This is a genomic window from Lactiplantibacillus sp. B652 (assembly GCF_023806745.1).
In the GTDB taxonomy this organism is placed as follows: Bacteria; Bacillota; Bacilli; order Lactobacillales; family Lactobacillaceae; genus Lactiplantibacillus; species Lactiplantibacillus pentosus.
In genome coordinates, this window is sequence record NZ_JAMSKY010000009.1 from 137,728 (window position 1) to 155,348 (window position 17,621).

At 45.7% G+C, this 17,621-nt stretch carries 17 protein-coding genes and 1 pseudogene; 2 read left to right on the forward strand and 16 right to left on the reverse strand.

From position 1 onward, the window contains the following. Positions 1–14 precede the first annotated feature (14 nt). The 15 genes and pseudogenes from MZO40_RS11865 to MZO40_RS11935 all read right to left on the reverse strand — a co-directional run bounded on the left by MZO40_RS11865 (position 15) and on the right by MZO40_RS11935 (position 15,472). Positions 15–563, reverse strand: a complete 549-nt coding sequence (locus MZO40_RS11865; protein WP_165861051.1) for a DUF1788 domain-containing protein — start codon at positions 561–563, stop codon at positions 15–17. A gap of 35 nt (positions 564–598) precedes the next feature. Next, positions 599–1,192: a DUF1819 family protein gene (locus MZO40_RS11870; protein ID WP_105920581.1), complete on the reverse strand. Its 594-nt coding sequence runs from the start codon at positions 1,190–1,192 to the stop codon at positions 599–601. 183 nt (positions 1,193–1,375) lie between these two features. Further along, complete coding sequence (locus MZO40_RS11875) at positions 1,376–2,947, reverse strand: family 78 glycoside hydrolase catalytic domain (protein WP_146128243.1); 1,572 nt, start codon at positions 2,945–2,947, stop codon at positions 1,376–1,378. Positions 2,948–3,058: 111 nt separating this feature from the next. Further along, positions 3,059–3,391, reverse strand: coding sequence for a PTS lactose/cellobiose transporter subunit IIA (locus MZO40_RS11880; RefSeq protein WP_088769908.1), 333 nt, complete (start codon positions 3,389–3,391; stop codon positions 3,059–3,061). A gap of 372 nt (positions 3,392–3,763) precedes the next feature. Continuing rightward, positions 3,764–4,774, reverse strand: a complete 1,011-nt coding sequence (locus MZO40_RS11885; RefSeq protein ID WP_105961059.1) for a DUF4767 domain-containing protein — start codon at positions 4,772–4,774, stop codon at positions 3,764–3,766. 181 nt (positions 4,775–4,955) lie between these two features. Then, positions 4,956–5,756: a fumarylacetoacetate hydrolase family protein gene (locus MZO40_RS11890; protein ID WP_165861052.1), complete on the reverse strand. Its 801-nt coding sequence runs from the start codon at positions 5,754–5,756 to the stop codon at positions 4,956–4,958. A 334-nt stretch (positions 5,757–6,090) separates the two neighbouring features. Next, a complete protein-coding gene (locus tag MZO40_RS11895) occupies positions 6,091–6,594 on the reverse strand; it encodes an Asp23/Gls24 family envelope stress response protein (RefSeq protein ID WP_122217953.1) in 504 nt (167 codons plus the stop codon). 121 nt (positions 6,595–6,715) lie between these two features. Further along, the gene (locus MZO40_RS11900) at positions 6,716–7,138 is read right to left on the reverse strand and encodes an Asp23/Gls24 family envelope stress response protein (protein WP_050339036.1); all 423 of its coding nucleotides are present in this window, start codon (positions 7,136–7,138) and stop codon (positions 6,716–6,718) included. Positions 7,139–7,152: 14 nt separating this feature from the next. Beyond that, entirely contained in the window at positions 7,153–7,335 is a 183-nt protein-coding gene (locus MZO40_RS11905) for a hypothetical protein (protein WP_050339037.1), read from the reverse strand. Positions 7,336–7,347: 12 nt separating this feature from the next. After that, complete coding sequence (amaP, locus tag MZO40_RS11910) at positions 7,348–7,893, reverse strand: alkaline shock response membrane anchor protein AmaP (RefSeq protein ID WP_088769912.1); 546 nt, start codon at positions 7,891–7,893, stop codon at positions 7,348–7,350. An 11-nt stretch (positions 7,894–7,904) separates the two neighbouring features. Continuing rightward, on the reverse strand, positions 7,905–8,159 hold the full coding sequence (locus MZO40_RS11915) for a GlsB/YeaQ/YmgE family stress response membrane protein (RefSeq protein ID WP_003637989.1): 255 nt from the start codon (positions 8,157–8,159) through the stop codon (positions 7,905–7,907). A gap of 648 nt (positions 8,160–8,807) precedes the next feature. Then, a complete protein-coding gene (locus tag MZO40_RS11920; protein ID WP_105961062.1) occupies positions 8,808–10,658 on the reverse strand; it encodes an acyltransferase family protein in 1,851 nt (616 codons plus the stop codon). After that, positions 10,648–11,010: a hypothetical protein gene (locus MZO40_RS11925; RefSeq protein ID WP_225083345.1), complete on the reverse strand. Its 363-nt coding sequence runs from the start codon at positions 11,008–11,010 to the stop codon at positions 10,648–10,650. Before MZO40_RS11925 ends, MZO40_RS11920 begins: the two co-directional genes overlap by 11 nt. Before the next feature lie 444 nt (positions 11,011–11,454). Then, positions 11,455–13,962, reverse strand: a pseudogene (locus MZO40_RS11930) (CAP domain-containing protein). An 811-nt stretch (positions 13,963–14,773) separates the two neighbouring features. Next, positions 14,774–15,472: a CPBP family intramembrane glutamic endopeptidase gene (locus tag MZO40_RS11935; protein WP_105961063.1), complete on the reverse strand. Its 699-nt coding sequence runs from the start codon at positions 15,470–15,472 to the stop codon at positions 14,774–14,776. Positions 15,473–15,899: 427 nt separating this feature from the next. Between MZO40_RS11935 and MZO40_RS11940 the strand changes: the two genes are divergently transcribed. After that, positions 15,900–16,262 carry a helix-turn-helix domain-containing protein gene (locus MZO40_RS11940; RefSeq protein ID WP_105961064.1) on the forward strand — a complete coding sequence of 121 codons (363 nt, stop codon included), beginning with the start codon at positions 15,900–15,902 and terminating at the stop codon, positions 16,260–16,262. A gap of 384 nt (positions 16,263–16,646) precedes the next feature. Continuing rightward, positions 16,647–17,015, forward strand: a complete 369-nt coding sequence (locus MZO40_RS11945; RefSeq protein WP_003637978.1) for a hypothetical protein — start codon at positions 16,647–16,649, stop codon at positions 17,013–17,015. A 371-nt stretch (positions 17,016–17,386) separates the two neighbouring features. On the opposite strand, the gene MZO40_RS11950 is transcribed toward MZO40_RS11945, so the two are convergent. Further along, positions 17,387–17,611 carry a transcriptional regulator gene (locus MZO40_RS11950; protein ID WP_225367183.1) on the reverse strand — a complete coding sequence of 75 codons (225 nt, stop codon included), beginning with the start codon at positions 17,609–17,611 and terminating at the stop codon, positions 17,387–17,389. Between the last annotated feature and the right edge of the window lie 10 nt (positions 17,612–17,621).

Here is a 17,621-nt window from a genome sequence, read left to right on the forward strand (position 1 = left end):
CTTGTAAAAAACTTCTAATTTATCTGAAACGCACGATAATAGTTATCTTCCTTAGTTTCCCCGAACATACTAAGGCTTAAGCTATTATACTCACCAGGATAAAACAAAATAACTGGTACAGCTGAAATAATCTGATGCATCGTATTCAATATTTTATGAGCACGTATTAATGGAAAAATCTCACCAATGCCAGTTAAAAAAATGACTGAATTTTCAGTATGCAAATGTTTCTCCATATACGCTACAAATAAGTTTTCTGAATCTGTCATTTTTAGCACATTGTTTAGCTGCTCTGTTAAATATTCAATACCTTCGTCTTTCTCCATATCAAAAACATTCTGCCTAATACCAATCTCATCCAAAAGTTTCCACATAATTTGATAGACGTTGAACTCAATAATATCAACACCTACAGATGCTTGGTTGAAGCGCATTTCCATCTTATCAATCGCCTCACGAACAAGCGGTTGATCTTCGGGCGCATAACCTAAAATATAATATGAAACCTCGTTAGACAAACCACGACTTTCTTGAAAATCCTGATTCATAATCTTCTTTTGCAAATGTTCTAGCTTCGTTGTTGTACTTTCGATTTTGATCATCTCCCCAAAAGCACTGCCAGGTTGCGATCAGCGTGCTTTTCCTGCAATAAGTCCTCTAAGCGCAAATCAAGCATTGGCCGACGAACTTCATCATAATCACCACGGTCTTTGAGTAACCCCGATTCACGACAAAATGTTTTAAAAACACCTGCTAATCGTTTCGCAGTTTGATCAGTCCAGCTAGCAATCTGCGCATTTTCGATTCGTTTTTGGTTAAAGAATTCTTGAATTTCATATTCATGTAACCGTGCATCACCTAGTATCAGTTCGCCACGATAAACTTCATACATAAATTCGCTGAATAAACGATTCATATTCATTATTGAAACAAGATTAACTAACTTTTGATTGTTGATATCTAAACTCGCAAACAAGCTAAAATAATCTTGATCTAACGTATCTAACCGTTTCTTTAATATCAATAACAAATCATGCGTTCGCGCGGCCGTTTTCTGCTTAAAATAATTCTCTTCCTCTGCTTTAACTCTAATATCAGCTTCACTGAGACCTGTATTTAGTAATTCAACATAGGCCTGGAACTCAGTAAACCAGAAAGAATGTGAAACCATTGCTGCACTGTATCTTGGCATCCAATTTCACTCCTCATCAATCAATAATTGATTTATCCACAATACTTGAGACTACTAGAATTATATCATACGCGCCAGTACATAAAGTTAGGAGTTCGATGTTTCCTAAAGGATTCATCAAACTCCTAATGTTCATTAATTTCACTTGTTGGCTTGACTTCGAACTGACTGCATCAATACCTTTTACAAATACGTTCGCAACAAATACGACGGATAACTACTCCATCCAAAACAATAACTATTTAATAGTGTTGACCCATACGGTGAATAGTCTGCATCGTTGACATCAAAGACTTCCCAGAACGTCTCCGCACCTTGCTCGACCATCGCACCCCAATAATTATTAATGACTGCGATGCCTGCATCCGTGCAGTCATTTTGAAAATACACTTCAGCTAGTAAGGCCTGAGTACTGGGTGTAACGACGGTTGCCTGAGTTGTAAACTTGGTCATTAGCGTATTTACAGCTCTCTTCTGTTCACTATCGGACAACACTCGCGCTAATAACAGATGAATTTGTCCTAACAAATTCACTTCTTTCTTAGGTCCACTGACAAATAGTGCTCGGTGCTGATCATATAAAGCTGACACGGTTGCTTGCTTCAACTGTACCAACCACGATTCGAACGCTGTCACTTCGATATCCGCAACCCAGGTCGCCAGCTGAATTAGACTGGTCACTGCTTGAATCAAGATTCCTTGTACTGCTGCCTGTTTATCACAGTCAGTTGACCAGTCCACAAAAATGTCTGACCGCGAACCGATAATCTGTGAAGCAGTCATCTGGCTTCTGACGAAGGCCATTGCGCGCTTTGCAACTGGATAAAGATCCGTCAATGCTATCTGGTCATTAGTCGCCGCTACGTATTCTGCAAGCGCCATGACAAATTGCAATTGGTAATCAAACCAGAATAAATCATCGGCGACAGGTGCTTTCATCCGCGTCAAAATATCAGCCGGTAAGCGTCCTTCTGAATCTGAGAATGCACCAAACAAGTACAAGCATCGGCGTGCTAACGCATTGTGTTTAAAGGTAACGTAATTGACTTTAGCTTGCATTCGAAAGTCTAACAACCACAAACGCTGATCACGTTTGGTGCCATCTTCAAAAACCGACTGCATCGTGTTTCGTAACGTTGCCAAACAAATTTGATCAATTTCCGCCAGCATCGGCGGATCAGAAGTAATTGGCCGCACCGCCTCCTTCAACACCGCACTAGCCGCCCGAAATTCCGCATCCGCCAACACGGGTTGCCACTTAAGCGACTGGCCCACCGGCTCCAGCATGATATACCGGCAGCTATAGCGGCGTTCAAATTCGACGGTTGCTGGCAAAACTTCCACGTGCCGGGTGTCGTCTTGAATCCAGGATAACGGTAGCCAACTTTCAACCTGACCGGCGTCCACCCCAAGTTCCTGTAGGCGTTCAGCAAAGCGTGTTCGCATTAACAGTGGTGCATCCATCGGCGAGCCCGCCACATCGAGCGCAATCTGAAAATGACCGACATATACAGCGCCTAAATCTAAAATCAACCGTTCATTTTTATTTAGCTTGATTGGCCCGGTCACCGGTTGCCAACGCGCTGCTACTAAGGCGGCATAAGTCAGCTGAGACGTGACCAGGTAGTGCCGTGGTGCAATCGTTCGCGTTGTTAATGGGATTGAAAAGTTCGCTTTCGTTAGTAGTTTTGGATTGGCAGTAAAAGATTGGTCCGTAATCTGATAGAACTGGTTATCGTTAAAAGTCACTGTCATCTGTGTCCCTCGCTTTATCTTGTCTGCATGTTTCCATGGTCAACATTCCATGCGCATTGCGGTTAGTCCATCCCAATGTGCCACTAGGCTTGGACTTAATGCGACTATCGCTCACTGCTCCGGTTCCCAGTGTTCAAATGCACTGACTAAGTTCTGCGTCATATGGAATTCGCTCATGACTTTGACTAAGGTGGCTTGCGCGTTCATGAATAACGTGGAATGGACAAAACAGTGCGCCTCGGCATTCTCGACCAACCGCCGAGCCTGTAACTGTTGCGCCGTCAATAGCTCGGCCTCCGCACGTTGCATTTTTTCACGAGCCGCTTGGTAGCGATACCCAGCGACATCAGCTAATGCCGCAGCAATTAGTGAGCGGGCATTCCCGATGTTTAAAATCATGGCCATTGTGACATTGAGCGTATGTTCAGTATTTATCTGTTGCATATGATCCCCCTTCAATGTGAAGCGGAGTAACGTCCCCCACCAGTTTTCGATCCAACTCCTTGACCTGTATCATCGCACACGTCCTGAATTTGCGCCGGTCCCCATGCTGTCGGCACGATGTTCGATGATCAAATTAACGATTGCCAGGGCTCACTATTACCGCACATGTGTCTTGACACCATTAACTTATCTCACAGTATAGCATTCGTTTGCAGAAAAGAATCGTCCTTTTTTCAACATATACATAAACTTTACAAAACGAAAACCGGGCCTTTTTACGTATATACGCGGTCCGGTTCTAAAATCAGTTAATATTTTTTTATTTGTTTTTCAAGCTATCTGGACACCCTAAATTCGCCACAAAAATGGTGGTTAAAAATCATGATGGTCCTTAGTTTCATCACCATATTGCCAGCGCTGCATTTGTTGCGCGGTCGCCGCACTCTGATATGCGTTCCCGTCAAACCAGGCTTCAGCGCCACTCCCCATCATCATGACTGGAATCTGGCGCCCATCAAAGTAGTGATAGCGCAAATAGACATAATTGCCGGCCCCAGCACCTTGATGTGCGCCTTTGATATTGATCCACTTGCGACCATCAAACGGTTCATAATCCAGCTTCAAATCATCCGTACTGTTTTGCGTAAACGACTGCACCTTATGGCTATACTCATCATAGTAATACCAAGTGCCCTGGTAGGTCTGCGGCCACTGGTTGGCGTCGACAGCACTGGCCGTTCCCGCGGTGAGGCTCGTATCGGACAGGATTGCCGGTTTCGTCCCGGTGATAATTTTGGCAAACCCAGCTTGAAGCGCGCTATTTTGCGTATCGTGAAGAATCAACTGGTCGCCGTTAGTCGTTTCAGTGACCAATACCACTGGCCGTTGGTTGTGCAGGCAGAAGAAGTAGGTGATTGGATAGATTGCCTTCGCCTTACCACCCGTTGCGACCGCGACAACTTGCAGCGGACTGCTGTCTTCACCATCCGTCGACCATTTCAAACTAACCGCCTGGCTCCCCCATTTGACGTGGCCATCCAATTGTCCATTTTTGAACACTTCTGGAAAATGATAGCCCAAATGGTCAGGTGCCTTGTCATCATACGTGCCGACATAGGTCTGTCCCATCTCACTCTGCCAGGACGCCATAAACGTCGATAAGGCGGCCTTCTTCCCCGTATTCCACAAGGTAGCCTGCGTGCTGGACGCTGAATCATCGCTGGCACTGGCCGCGTTTGCTTGCTTCGACTGGCTGTGCTTGACTTTAGTCGTTGTCGTCTTCGCGCTGGACTGCTTCGTTGCCGACTGCGATTGCGACGAACACCCTGCTAATAATAGACTGCCTAAAATTAATCCGACCCACATTCTTTTCATCTGATTCATAACCGGTCCCGTACCGGTATCCCCCTATTCTGAGTTGCGCTGGCACTGCTGGTTGGTGACAATGCTGAAACCAAACATGCAGGCACAAACGATTACCTTTATTGTACTAAAAAAGTTGGTGCCGTAGAACTGGTTCATAAACTAAATCATCACCAGCCACACGTACCGACTTTCAAATCGCTTATTTAATTGTGATATTCAAGGTTCCCAAGTGCGTGATGTGGCCCGTCAGCTGGTCGCCAGACTTCAAAAAGACTTGTGGGTCCCGGCCAACGCCAGTGCCACTCGGTGTCCCAGTGAAGATCAAATCTCCTGGCTGCAAGTCACAAACCGTTGATAAGTAGTGCACGAGGTCGGGCACTTTGAAAATCAGCTGCCGCAATGGGGCTTGCTGCATCGTCTGACCATTGACGGTCGTCGTGATCACTTCATCATCCAGACTGGCCAATTCATCAACCGTCGTCAGCCAAGGTCCGACCGGCGCGTAATTTTCAAACGACTTACCCATTGAAAACTGGGGATTATCGTTTTCAAACTGGACGTCACGATCTGACAAATCCTCGCCGACCATCACACCTGCCACGTGATTCATAGCGTCAGCGACCGGAATCTCACGCCCACCACGACCAATCATGACGACCAGCTCCGTTTCCCAATCGGTCTTAGGGCCATGGGCAGTCACAACCACGTTAGCCGGGGCCAGTGAACTGCTGAACTTCGTGAAGATACTTGGCACCTTGGGTAACGTGATGTGAATCTCTTCGGAGTGATCACGGTAATTCATTCCAACGGCAAAAATCTGCCGCGGTTGCGTGACCGGCGCGGCTAAGTCTTCCGGTTCAAAGGTTTCGACTGGACCTAACTGCCGCTTACCTGGCGCCATGTATAGCGCTTCCAAAACCGTTTGTGCATTCAAGATTGGTTGTCCCTGATTTTCAGCCGTAATAATAAATGGTCGGTTCGCACGCATCCCAATTTTCATCTCAATCACCTCATTGATTAATTTTATCCGTTTCATTTATACACTCACATAACCATAATAATAGCGCCAAATCAGCTGCGAAACAATGCTTGCATCTCGACGCTGGGTAAGGTAAGCTCAATGAAACTTCAGAAAGTGACTGTTCGAAATTGTCGAAATCATCAGCACGCACCCATCGCCGTTCCATGTGCTCGATTTAGTTTAACCATTGCCTGTTCCCGAACTGATAGCCACAAACAGCCTGCCCTTTTACAAGCATGAATCGCTCATTCCATCAAAAAAAGGTGCCCGCCTAATTGCCGGACACCGCTAACCATACCGATTGACGTCAACTTTAATGTTGCATGTCAGGTGCTGGTTTTGGTTGTTTGTCGCTTGGATGCTGCTCATGGTGCGACGGTTCATCTGGATGTTTCTCGCTTGGTTGCTTGTCGTCTTGCTGCTTGTCATTCTGTTGCTTATCATTCTGTTGCCGCCATTCTTCCATCGTTAACATATCTTTAACGACCATTTTTAACTTAGTCACTTGATAGCCAGTCATTGATTTGACCGCTTTGGCGATTTTTTCAGCGACCCGGTTCAAGATTTCTCGCCCGTTCTTGCCGTATGCGAGCACGGCCGTTAACTCAATGCCCACAGTCTGATCATCATCATCGGTATCGATGGAGACCCCCGTTTGTGGTCGGTCCTTATCGGTAAACCGGTTGGAGATGTCGTCGATCAAGTTACCTTGTAAACTCAAGACACCGTCAACTTCTTGGGCCGTATTGCTCGCAATCTTTGCTAATACATTATCATCAAAAACAACTTCAGGTTGTAACGTGGTTGTGTCTGCCATTTAGAATTCCTCCTCTAAAGCCTGTCGTCTCAGCCACGGTGGGCACTAACGACTCAATTATTGCAATTTCAACGATGGCTGGCTTGCACTGCGACGTGATTGTCGTCAGTGCACAATCAGGTTATTCAACCTGCCGATTGTCCGTGGACTGATTGGTGTTCGGCTTGCCGGTCGCCTGGTCTTGCCAATCGCGCTTGCTCATCACATCGCTGACGTGGACCTTGATTTCAATCACTTGCAATCCGGTATACCGTTCAACATCCTGTTTAACGCGCTGACAGATTTGGTTGAAGATTTGGCGCATGTCCTTGCCGTATTCGACAATCATCGTCATATCCAAGGCAACTTGCTTTTTGCCGACTTGTGCGTCGACCCCCTGCGTTGGGTCAGCTTCATCACGAAAACGATTCGTTAAATTGCTTAACATGCCGCCTTCTAGGGATAATACACCGTCGACATTGCGTGAAGCTAAACCGGCGATTTTTTCAATCACACCATCGTCAAACGTCAACTGCGTCTGTAATTGTTGTTCTGGTTGTGCCATTGTAATTCCTCCCATTATTTAGATAAATACTCACTCAACTTCTGGCTAACAACGGCCAAGTCAATGTGGACGAATCGCCCAATTGCCCAGCCAATCAGCCCCAACACTGCGACTAATAAGACTGCTGAAAAACTGGTTAGTACCCAGACGATTCCCAAAAGCAGTCCAATCAGAAACCCATACTGTGCGTTACTCATTAGGCGCCTCCTTTACACCACGGTCAACTTGCGCTCATGGTCAGCTGGCCGAACTTGGACGACCGGTTGCTCAACCTTCAATCCGAGTTGTTGGCTCAAGTAATCCTGCGCAATGACGGCCGCTTGTTGTGCCACTGACTCTAGTTTGGCCTTATCGCTCACCATCGAGTCAATCTTGACGCGAACACGGTGACGATTGCGTAACTTAATTTGGACATCGGGATCAATCAAATTCAATTGACTGACCAACCGATACTGTAAGTCACGTTCCAAAGCCCGTTGTGGAATCGTCAATTGACCGTGATCGCCTTCATAAGTCAGCGTATTGACCTTAACGGGTCTGAACAAACCGACAATAATCATCAAAATACCGACGATACCGGCTACGGCAGCAAAGACAATCAACAAGCTACTCCAGACCATCGGATAGCTGACCGTCATTTCTGCCAGCCATTCCGTGAGCCACGGAATCGGATACAATTGACCTAATTCAAAGACCGCTAACAACACTAAGATAATTCCGACAAGTGTTACCATGAACTTCGCAAAGCGGCTCATTTAATCACCGCCTATCGCTTCTTCGTCATGCCGAAAATTGCTGAAACAATTAGCACTAAGATAATTGCGCCGAGAATCGATGGGACTAACGCCATCCCTGCTAATGATGGTCCCCACGTCCCCAACAGTGATTGCCCGATCCAGGCACCAACTAAACCAGCAATGATGTTACCGATAATTCCCATTGGCACGTCCCGACTAGTAATCGCGCCGGCCAACGCCCCAATAACACCACCAACGATTAATGACCAAAGCCATCCTAACATAGTGATCACTCCTTAACATTTAGAATTTTTATTACATGCTTATGATAACCATAATATTATTAACAGACAATTAATATGCATAGTTGAATTTGTTATTGAACCAAAAAATCAGTGATAATCCTGTCATGACAGTGTTTATAATGATTCAATTGCGCTGGAACCTATTAAAAAAGGCATTGCAAGTCACCGTCCCCTTGTAGCACCCTCATCGATATCACAGATTAGGACTTCTCGACCGGCACCGTGAAAGCTACTAACGATTTTAATAATCGCAACTAAAAAATCGGCCGCATTTCCATAACAGAAACACGACCGAATTTAGTTTTGACTGGTCAGGATGATGTCCGACCTCAGGTTAACTTGGCGTCCGAGTGCTGGATCGCAGTTTTACTGGCAATCGAAATACCAGACTTTAGTTTGATCAAGAATCCTGGTTCCGGATTGCAATTTTACCGGCCATCGAAATGCCGGATGACTATTTGACTAGCAATCGCACTGTCAAATGACGGCTTTCCTGGTAATCGCGGTACCCAACGTCAGCGCCGCCTCGATACTTATTCATTACCGGAAAAGTTCACCACTAACGCACCCATACACTCATTCATCAACAAGCAGGTTCATCGCTAGTGTCATTTTCTACCAAAATGCTTAACTCGCTTTAGCCGGCGTCTGCTTGGCCGCATGCAAGGCATCATTGATAACTTTGGCGTACAGAATATCTCCCGCGCGAATACCGCCAAAGTGCACCCCATCCGTTCCCTTAAAGACTTCGGGATGTTGCGCAGCGATTTTGCCCCAGTCCGCAATCGTAATGAAATGGTACTTTTCAGGCAATTTGCGTTCCAACACTGCTAACTTTGATGAATTCCAGTTTGCATCAGCGCGCGCGTTATACGGCGTCATCAAGATTAATTTATGCCCCGGCTCCAGGTCATGGATGATTTTCATGGTTTGTTCTTCATAATCATCCAAGGCATTGGTCCCGATACAGATGACCACGTATTCGCGTAGCGTGTGGCTCCGTTGCTGGTTCATCATGACTTTATATGCCAGATTCATCGTCCGGTCACCCTCCGCATCAATGTTACTGTTGGCAACGTGGTCCCCTAGATAAGAGCGCGTTCCGAGCGTGACACTATCGCCAATGATTGACACGCCCGGTGCCTTGGCTGGTGCGTTTTTATGGCTTGGCGCTTGCTTTTTCTTCGGTGCGACCGCCGCTAAGACGGCATCATGGGTCGTTGCCACTTTATCGACGTCCTGATAAATGCCACTGATCCATAGGTTTTGTTCCAGAGTCGACAATTGAGGCGCATTTCTGATGACCACACCCGCGTTGACCGCCAACAGAACGCCCGCCGTGATGACAGGCAATTGTAGCTGGCGCCAGGTGACCCGATGACCAAAGAGATGGCCCCGTTTCCCCGCGATCACTGGTTCTAGGACGTAATACGACAAGGCTGAAAGTACGATGGACAGTACCGTCGTGAGCAAGGCCGCCAACCAGTTGACCATCAGGTGTGAAAAAATCACGTACAACGGCCAATGATAGAGATAGACGCTATAACTGACGTCGGCTAGAAAGCCCATCCAGCGGGGTTCGTTGAGATTAGGCGTCTGGTCATGAAGCAAGCGCGCCCCGTAAATCATGACGCCCGCCAGTACCGTCGCTAGCAACAAACCACCCTGATAGGTCTGCAGGGCTTCAAATTTCATTTCGTAACCCAATGTCACTAATAAAATGAAGCTGATCAACATAATTGCTGAAGCTAAAATGGGGTTGCTGTGCGCCGTCGTCCAACGATACACCGGCCCCTGAGCCTTAATGCCACTCAAAATTCCAATCAGCCCGCCGACAAAGAATGGAAAACAGTGCGTGAGGCTTGAGAAATAGACCGGTGAAAAATCCTTCAGTCCGACCGCGCCAAAAGTCATCATGACCAGGCTTTCAATCGCAAAGATCGTCGTTAAAATGCCTAAGCCCCAACGGAAGCGCGTCAACGCTTGCCGACCACTAGCTAAGCGGCGACTGATTTTGGCAACGACCCAAGCGACGAAGCCCCAGACGATGTAAAAGTGCATTTCGACTGCCAGTGACCACGTATGCACGAACAGGTGCGGAATAAACTTATTTTCATAACTTCCACCCGTCGCAATTTCAAAATAATTAGTCGTGAACCCTAAGGCCGCTGCGACTTGTTTGCCAATATCTGTCACAAAATCGTGATCGATAAAATAAGTCAGCGGTAACACGACCAACACGGCGATGAACAGTGGTGGCACGATTCGATAAAACCGGCGGCCATAGAAGGCCATTAGTTTAAAATTATCTGAACGGGCAAATTCGTCCACCATCAGTGACGTAATCAGAAAGCCGGAAAAGGTGAAGAATACATCCACGCCAATAAAGCCACCGGTGAACTGGGTCTGAAAAAAGTGGTACGTTAATACCAGTACGAGCCCGGTGATTCGTACTAAACTAAACCATTTAATCCGCATTTTCTAACTTCCCATCCGCCGTAATTTTTTGCGCGTACGTCTTATTACCAATATGTAACTTGACGACACCGCTGAGTTCGCCCTTGTCGAAGTTTCCTTGTAATCGCCAACCACTAGGCGCAATAAACTCGCCCGGGCCTTCAAACCGGCCATTGTCAAAGTGACCCACGTAGCGCCCCTGCTTTTGAACTTGAAGCGTTCCCCGCCCATCAAATTTGTGTTTGAATACGGCGCCGTTATAACTCATTCGACCATGGTCCAGCCGAACACTTTGCTTCTCAGTCGTCGCTGGCATGAGACTGATTACCGCGAAGGCGATAATGCCGACAATCGTTATTATTTCAAAGATCATTCTGCTCCTGATTTTTCCCATGTTTCCTTTCCTTTCACAACCCCGGTTACCCCTCGTATAAGTACAATCGCGTCTCACGGATTTCCCAATCATCCGCGGGCTTATATGATAACGCTCGCGACCGCAATTTGTTACTAAATGCAATTCTCTATCTGCAGTCGCTAGCACTTGTCTCCATCAATTATCAGCCAATTTAATTCGTTTATTTAAATAATTAAATCGATAATAACGTCAGTATTAACTAATATATTACTAAATATTGCGCTAGACGGATACCCAATATTGAAAAATAGATATTTTATCTGTTTGATCGCGATTATCCTTTAATTCACTAACCTTAAAATCTAGCTAACATAAAAACAGTCAAACTGAGAACAGATCCGAGTTTGACTGCTTAAAGAGTTGTTGATTCTGAGACAACTGTCACTTATTGATGGCAGATACCTAGGCGTGTTTGCGCCGTTTTGAGAAACCAAAGAATGAAACACTGGCTGCTAATAATCCCAATACCGTTAAACCAGCATCGGATTGTTCATCCGTCTGTGGCAAAGCCGCCGCTTGAGCAGCTACTGGTTTGGTAGCGGGTTTCGTAACCGTCTTCGCCGCGCTGTTCACGGAAGCAGTCGTCGTAACGTTAGACTTTGCGTCAGCCGTAGCGGTAGCACTCGTGTTCGCAGTGACGGCAAGTGTTTGTGATGACTGGCTTGTTGCCGTTGCTTGATCAGCAGTTTCCGTCACACCATCGGCAACAGCCGTCGTAACGATATATTTATTTGCTTCGACCCGGGCCAAGAAAGCTTGTGTGGCAGTCAAATCACCCTTGGCAACGGCCAAGTCGACCTTTGCAGCACCCAATACTTGATTGAGTTGTGCTAAATCGGCCTTTTGACTATCCAACAATGCCTTGCCAGCTGCTAATTGCGCTTTTGCAGCATCCACTTGGGCTTGTCCCTGTGCCAACATATCCTTAGCTATGGAAATTCGTAGTTCGTCGACTTCATTTTGAGCTTTCATTACTGCAATTTCGGCTGGTAAGGCTGCAATTTCGGCAGCTAACCGGGTATTTTCAGCAGTCAAGTCCGCAACCAGCGTCTTGGCACTTGCTAAGTTCTTAGCGGCAGTGTCGTCAGCTGCTTGGGCTGCGACCGTTTTAGCGATTGCGGCCGTTAAGTTTTGTTGCGCAGTGGCTTGTTGCTGTTGAACTGGCGCTAAAGCTGCACGGGCCTGGGCTAGATTCGTATTTGCCGTACTTAAGCGTGCGATTGCGGCGGCAACTGCTGCTTGGTTAGTGGCAACCGTGGCCTTCAAACTACTCGTTTGATTTTGCAACGTTTGTAAGCTGGCGTTTTGTTTAGCGAGCGTGGTAGCTAAGGAGCGACCCGTCGTTTGTAAACCAGTCAAACTGGTCGTGGCAGCATTCAATGCGGCATTGACAGCGGCAATCTTCTTAGGATCAGCCGGCGTCGTCTGAACATAGTCAAACGTGACAGCAGGCAAAGATTTCGTGCCCGTCGCAGCCGAAGTATGAGCGTTGTCGAACAAATCAATGTACTTGTCCCAGGCTTCACTGGTCATCCCAGCGTTGTCGACTTCAAAGGCAGCGACGTGTTTAGCTACGTTAGCTGCCACGCCGGCATTCCCCGTCGAATAGATCAGGTTAATGCGGTGTCCAAATGACCCCTGTTCAACATTGTTAGATTCATCGTACCAGCCCATAACAGCGGCATAAGCAACTTCTTGGTCACTTAGATACCATTCCGGATACATCTGCGTCAAGTTTTCTGAATAAATCGAGCCCGTATGATCCAAGCCGCCATCGACTTGCGCAGCTGCACGGGAAATTGCGTTATTTTGCAAGGTCGTCGTCTGCTTTAGTGCCGGTTGACCGTTGATTGCACGCAATTCGTTGATATATTCAAACATGTACTTGTTGATGTTATCCACATTCGGCACATACTTGCCATTTTGAGGATAAGCCAGCGTCACCGTTTGGCTGCTGATAATATCCGATTGTGGAAACATCGCTGCACTGTACTGACTTTGACTTTCGGTCGTTGTCGATGGCTTCTTGGCTGCGGCTAACGCTGCCGTTGCAGCATCAACTTTGGCCTGGGCCGCGCTGATGGCGCTATTATTAGTGTCAATTTCATTGGTCGTATTCTGAATTGCGGACTTCGTTGAACTGATTGCTTGGGCATTCTTAGTCACTGCCGTTTGCGCCGTCGTAACCGCTGCTTTTGCCTGGTTGACCTTGCTCGTTGCAGCTTGCTGGTCCTTGGTTGCTTGGTCGACGACCGCCTGTTTATCAGCGGTTGCTTGCTTGGCTTTATCAACGGTCGTTTGTGCCGTGGCTTGATCAGCTTTTGCTTGGGTCAACGCTGTATCAGCACTCGCTTTTGCTGTCTGAGCGCGTTGTTCGGTTGCCGGCTGGTTCGCAATTGCAGTCTTGTTAGCTTCAATCTGTTGTTGGTCGGCTGGAATTTTAGCTTCAGCGGCGGTTACCTTGGCCTGGTTAGTCGCAACTTTAGCTTCAGCTTAGGCGAGAACTTGATTGTCAGCATCCAGTGTTTGTTGTGCGTTATCAATCAGAGCCTTACCAGCATCGTACCGTTCCTGACTAGCCGCAACTGTTTCGCTTTGCGCCGTGACTGGTGTCTGAGCTGCCGTGACCTTAGCTTGGGCATCGGCGACCTGTTGTTTAGAAGTCGCAACATTCCCCTTAGCCGTTTGAACATTGGCATCATATTGTTGCTGACTAGTTGGCTTGACCGTCGCTAATTTTTCATTGGTGGCAGTCTTCGTGCTGGCCTGCGTCGCAGCAGTATTAGTTGCTTGGTTGGCCGTGGTATCATCCGTCGTTGCGGTATCCGCCTGTGCATTGTTTACCCCTAATTGGGTCCCCACAAACAGTGCAGCCGTGGTAATACCGGTATATAACAATTTCTTTTTCATAAACTCACTCCAATAAGTTGGTATAAATATTATTATAAACCATTGCGTCTATTTTGGTAGGTTACGTTTATGACTAAATTTGAACAATTTGGTTAAGTATCAAGGCTAGATGATGGCTGTGGATTCGAGTTGCTGGTATATCTTTCAAGCTACATTGTTGTGAATAGTGGTATTAGTTTACAATATAAAAGTATCGTTCTAATTAACAATTGTGAACTAGAACGATACTTGATTTAAGAATGGCAATCGACTTATGATTTTTCGTCTGACAATAACGGCAAAAGTTCAGTTACAACTTCCAAATCGTGCTTATTTCAAATTGCTAGACAGGTCAACCTGCTTCTGGTCAATAATTTTTTGGCAACTTCTGTGACAATTGACTACGAAAAGCCTTGGATAAGAATGGGCTTGGTAGCGTATTTCAGTTTTTGAAATGACCAAGCGCTATTAACGCAACACGACCGCCTTTATCAGGATTGCGATTTTGAACCTTTTTTCCACCACATCACTAAAGCGACCAATAATCCCCAAAAAATCAAGCCCTCAATTTTCTCCCTCAAACTGGTTCTGTCAACGCTAATCGTGACATGCTTAGTCTGCAATAACTTCATCTATGGCTCCTCCACTTCCAAATTGATTTACGTTCATTGTACAGTTCTGTTACATGCTTTGACAACCAATTGTTTGCCGTTTACGTCTGGCCAGACAAGCTATGATTCGACAAGAACTCGTCAAAAAAAACGCTACTGCTCCAAAAGCAATAACGATCTTTTAATACTCATTCATCACGATGATTATCTTACAATACAGGCTAGTGAGACAGTAGCGCAAACATCCCAATCACGGCGACTGAATTATTAATAATATGAAGTGCCAGACTATAACGAATATCATTAAACCAGACATACGTCAGATTGAGTACGATGGCAATCGGCAAGTAAGCGATAATTGCGGGACTGAACGTCGTCGTGTGCGCCAATGCAAACAGGATGCTTGAAAAGGCAACGGCAATCACCAGTCTTCCCCAGCTTGTCAAACGCGGGAACAGCCACCGATACATCAACCCGCGAAAAATCAGTTCTTCAATAATTGGTGCCAGCAGCGCCATCAAAATCACATTAAGGACCGGATTAGTGGCGAAAACCTTGTCTAGGATCACCTGGTTCTCCGGCGTTTGTTGCACGACCAGTCCTGAGAGCACATTGCCGAACTCTAATAAGGCAAACATCCCAACCAGACCCCAGATTGGTCGAGTTGGTCGTGGCAATCGGCTGACCATCGGCGTTTGACGTCGATACAACCAAATTAGCCACCAAATTAATAGTCCCAGTAAAACGAGACTCGCCAGTGCCGATAAAACAACACCAATTCCAGACGTCTTGTGCATAATGCTCGGTAGCATCGTCGGAATCATCGCCAATTGGTATAGCACGAATAATCCAATTAATTTGGCGGCATTAAGCAACCAACTGACTACGCGATTAGTTTGATTCTGTTTTGAATTTTGCATATGGCGTCCCCTTTTCATTCACTCGATTGTTGGTCTAGCGCAGTCAGTGCACGCGTCAGCGCTAGTTGTTACTCCCCATTGATTGTTATAAGGGTACCACGAATTTGGGATTTTCACATGGATTGTCGCTGATAAGATAGGAGGATTGAGAGACTGGGCCGTTATGACATGCTTTAGATGAAGTCGGAATAAATTAACGGTTGTTAATGTAATCAAGCCGCTGTGCTAATTCAAATACGCCATACTGTTTTGATTGACGCACTTATTCCAATATTTTTTTGTTCCAACCGTCCGAATGCATTATACTTAATGAATAAAATTATATTTTAAATAATTTATTTAAATAAATTATTCTATTAAATTTTTCATTTAAAAAACTAAATTTTACGTTTAAATATTATACAATACACTCATTGGAGACTATGACATGTCAGACAACACACAGAACAGCTTTATTCAAAGACTAATCAATCTTCGCGACAATCGCAACTGGTCGAAAACTGAGGTCGCCAGGAAATTAGGGTTGAGTAGCATGCAGCGCTACGCTAATTATGAATATGGCACCAATGAACCTGATTCGAACATGCTGAAGCAAATCGCGGATTTATATGATGTGACTACCGACTACCTACTTGGTAAGGATGATAGTCCTAAATGGGTCACGAATGACTTACGAGAATTTCTCGACGCGAATGCAGATTCGATGACGTACGAAGGTAAAGCGCTGACGTCCGAAGAACAAAAACAGGTCCGAGTAGCGATGGCAATCATCTTCTGGGAGCGCCGCTAAGACTCTACCAGCTATCAAGGATTGTGTGGTGGCACTTTATTCAGCCATCAGAGCCATCCGGGTTCGGCAGTCATTGTATCCGAACTAATGACTCAACTGTTAATTTCGACTCAACACTAACCGATTTGATCAGCGCTCGCTAAACGATCATCAATCACGAACAAGACCATGTACTGATACATAAGAATTGGGCTGGGCAATCCGTGGACTGTCTAACCCGACCATGGGGAAAATTGTGATTGTCAATTTCGATATGAGCCTTGTTCATTCATATAAAAGTAAACCTGTTTTTCCTGGAATATCCAGATTTTGGTTAGACTTTAACAACTTATGTCCAATAAACTGATCGACATGAAAAGCTGTAAAAAAGGGAGGAACTTCAACATGAAGTCAAAGAATTTAGCGCTCACTAACGGAATTGTTGGGTTAGTTGGCGGCATTATCTTATTATTCGGGGGCTGGTTTATTGCTGGTGGTATCCTAAGTGATGCAGCCAATGGATCAGTATCAGGCACATCTGGCGCGGCAGGTTTCCTAACTATTTTGAAAATTGCTATTTTAGCACTCGGAATCATTGCATTAATTTATTATAAAGGTGACGACCGCGTTAATACTGCACCAGGCGTTTTACTCATTGTCGGTGGTGCAATCGCACTTATCCCATTTTTAGGTTGGGTCGGCGGCATTATCACAATTATTGGTGGCTCTTTATATTTAGCAACGTTAAAGCACTTCAGCCAACCACAAGCATAACTAGAACTTAAACCAGGCCGCACTCATTGAGTTACGGTTACATAAACTGGTTACTTTTAAGCCTTACTGAGTAGTTTTACTACTGGGTAAGGCTTTTTAAATTCATCAAAACAGCTACTTCCGTTGGGATTCCATTACAATCGGTCTCAATACAAAAATCCGTTTTTTACTCACTTCATAGCATGTAGTGAGTAAAAAACGGATAAATGCTTCTTCTACTTCTTTGTTTGCAAGTGCAAATTTACTTCAAACGTCTCACTTCCCAGGTCCCTACACTAGTCTTGAAAGCGCTGAAAACTGACACGACCAGCAATTCAACTAAACAAATTCAACTTCGAGCTTCTTACCCAGCACAAACGCAATCCAACTGATCATATCAAAGCTGGTATTCCGCCCATTTCAACCCGCGCAATCGTTGACGGTAGCACATCCGCGTGTTCTGCCCATTCAGATTGTGCCAACCTAGCACGTTCACGCGCATTCGTCAGTGCAACAGTAGTTTCCAGTTTAGTAGATTCGGCAGCGACATCAGCTTTAAATTCGGTGTCCTTGAGTGGTTCATCGAGATAATCGTCAAAAGGAATATTTGTCGCCATGAAATTAACA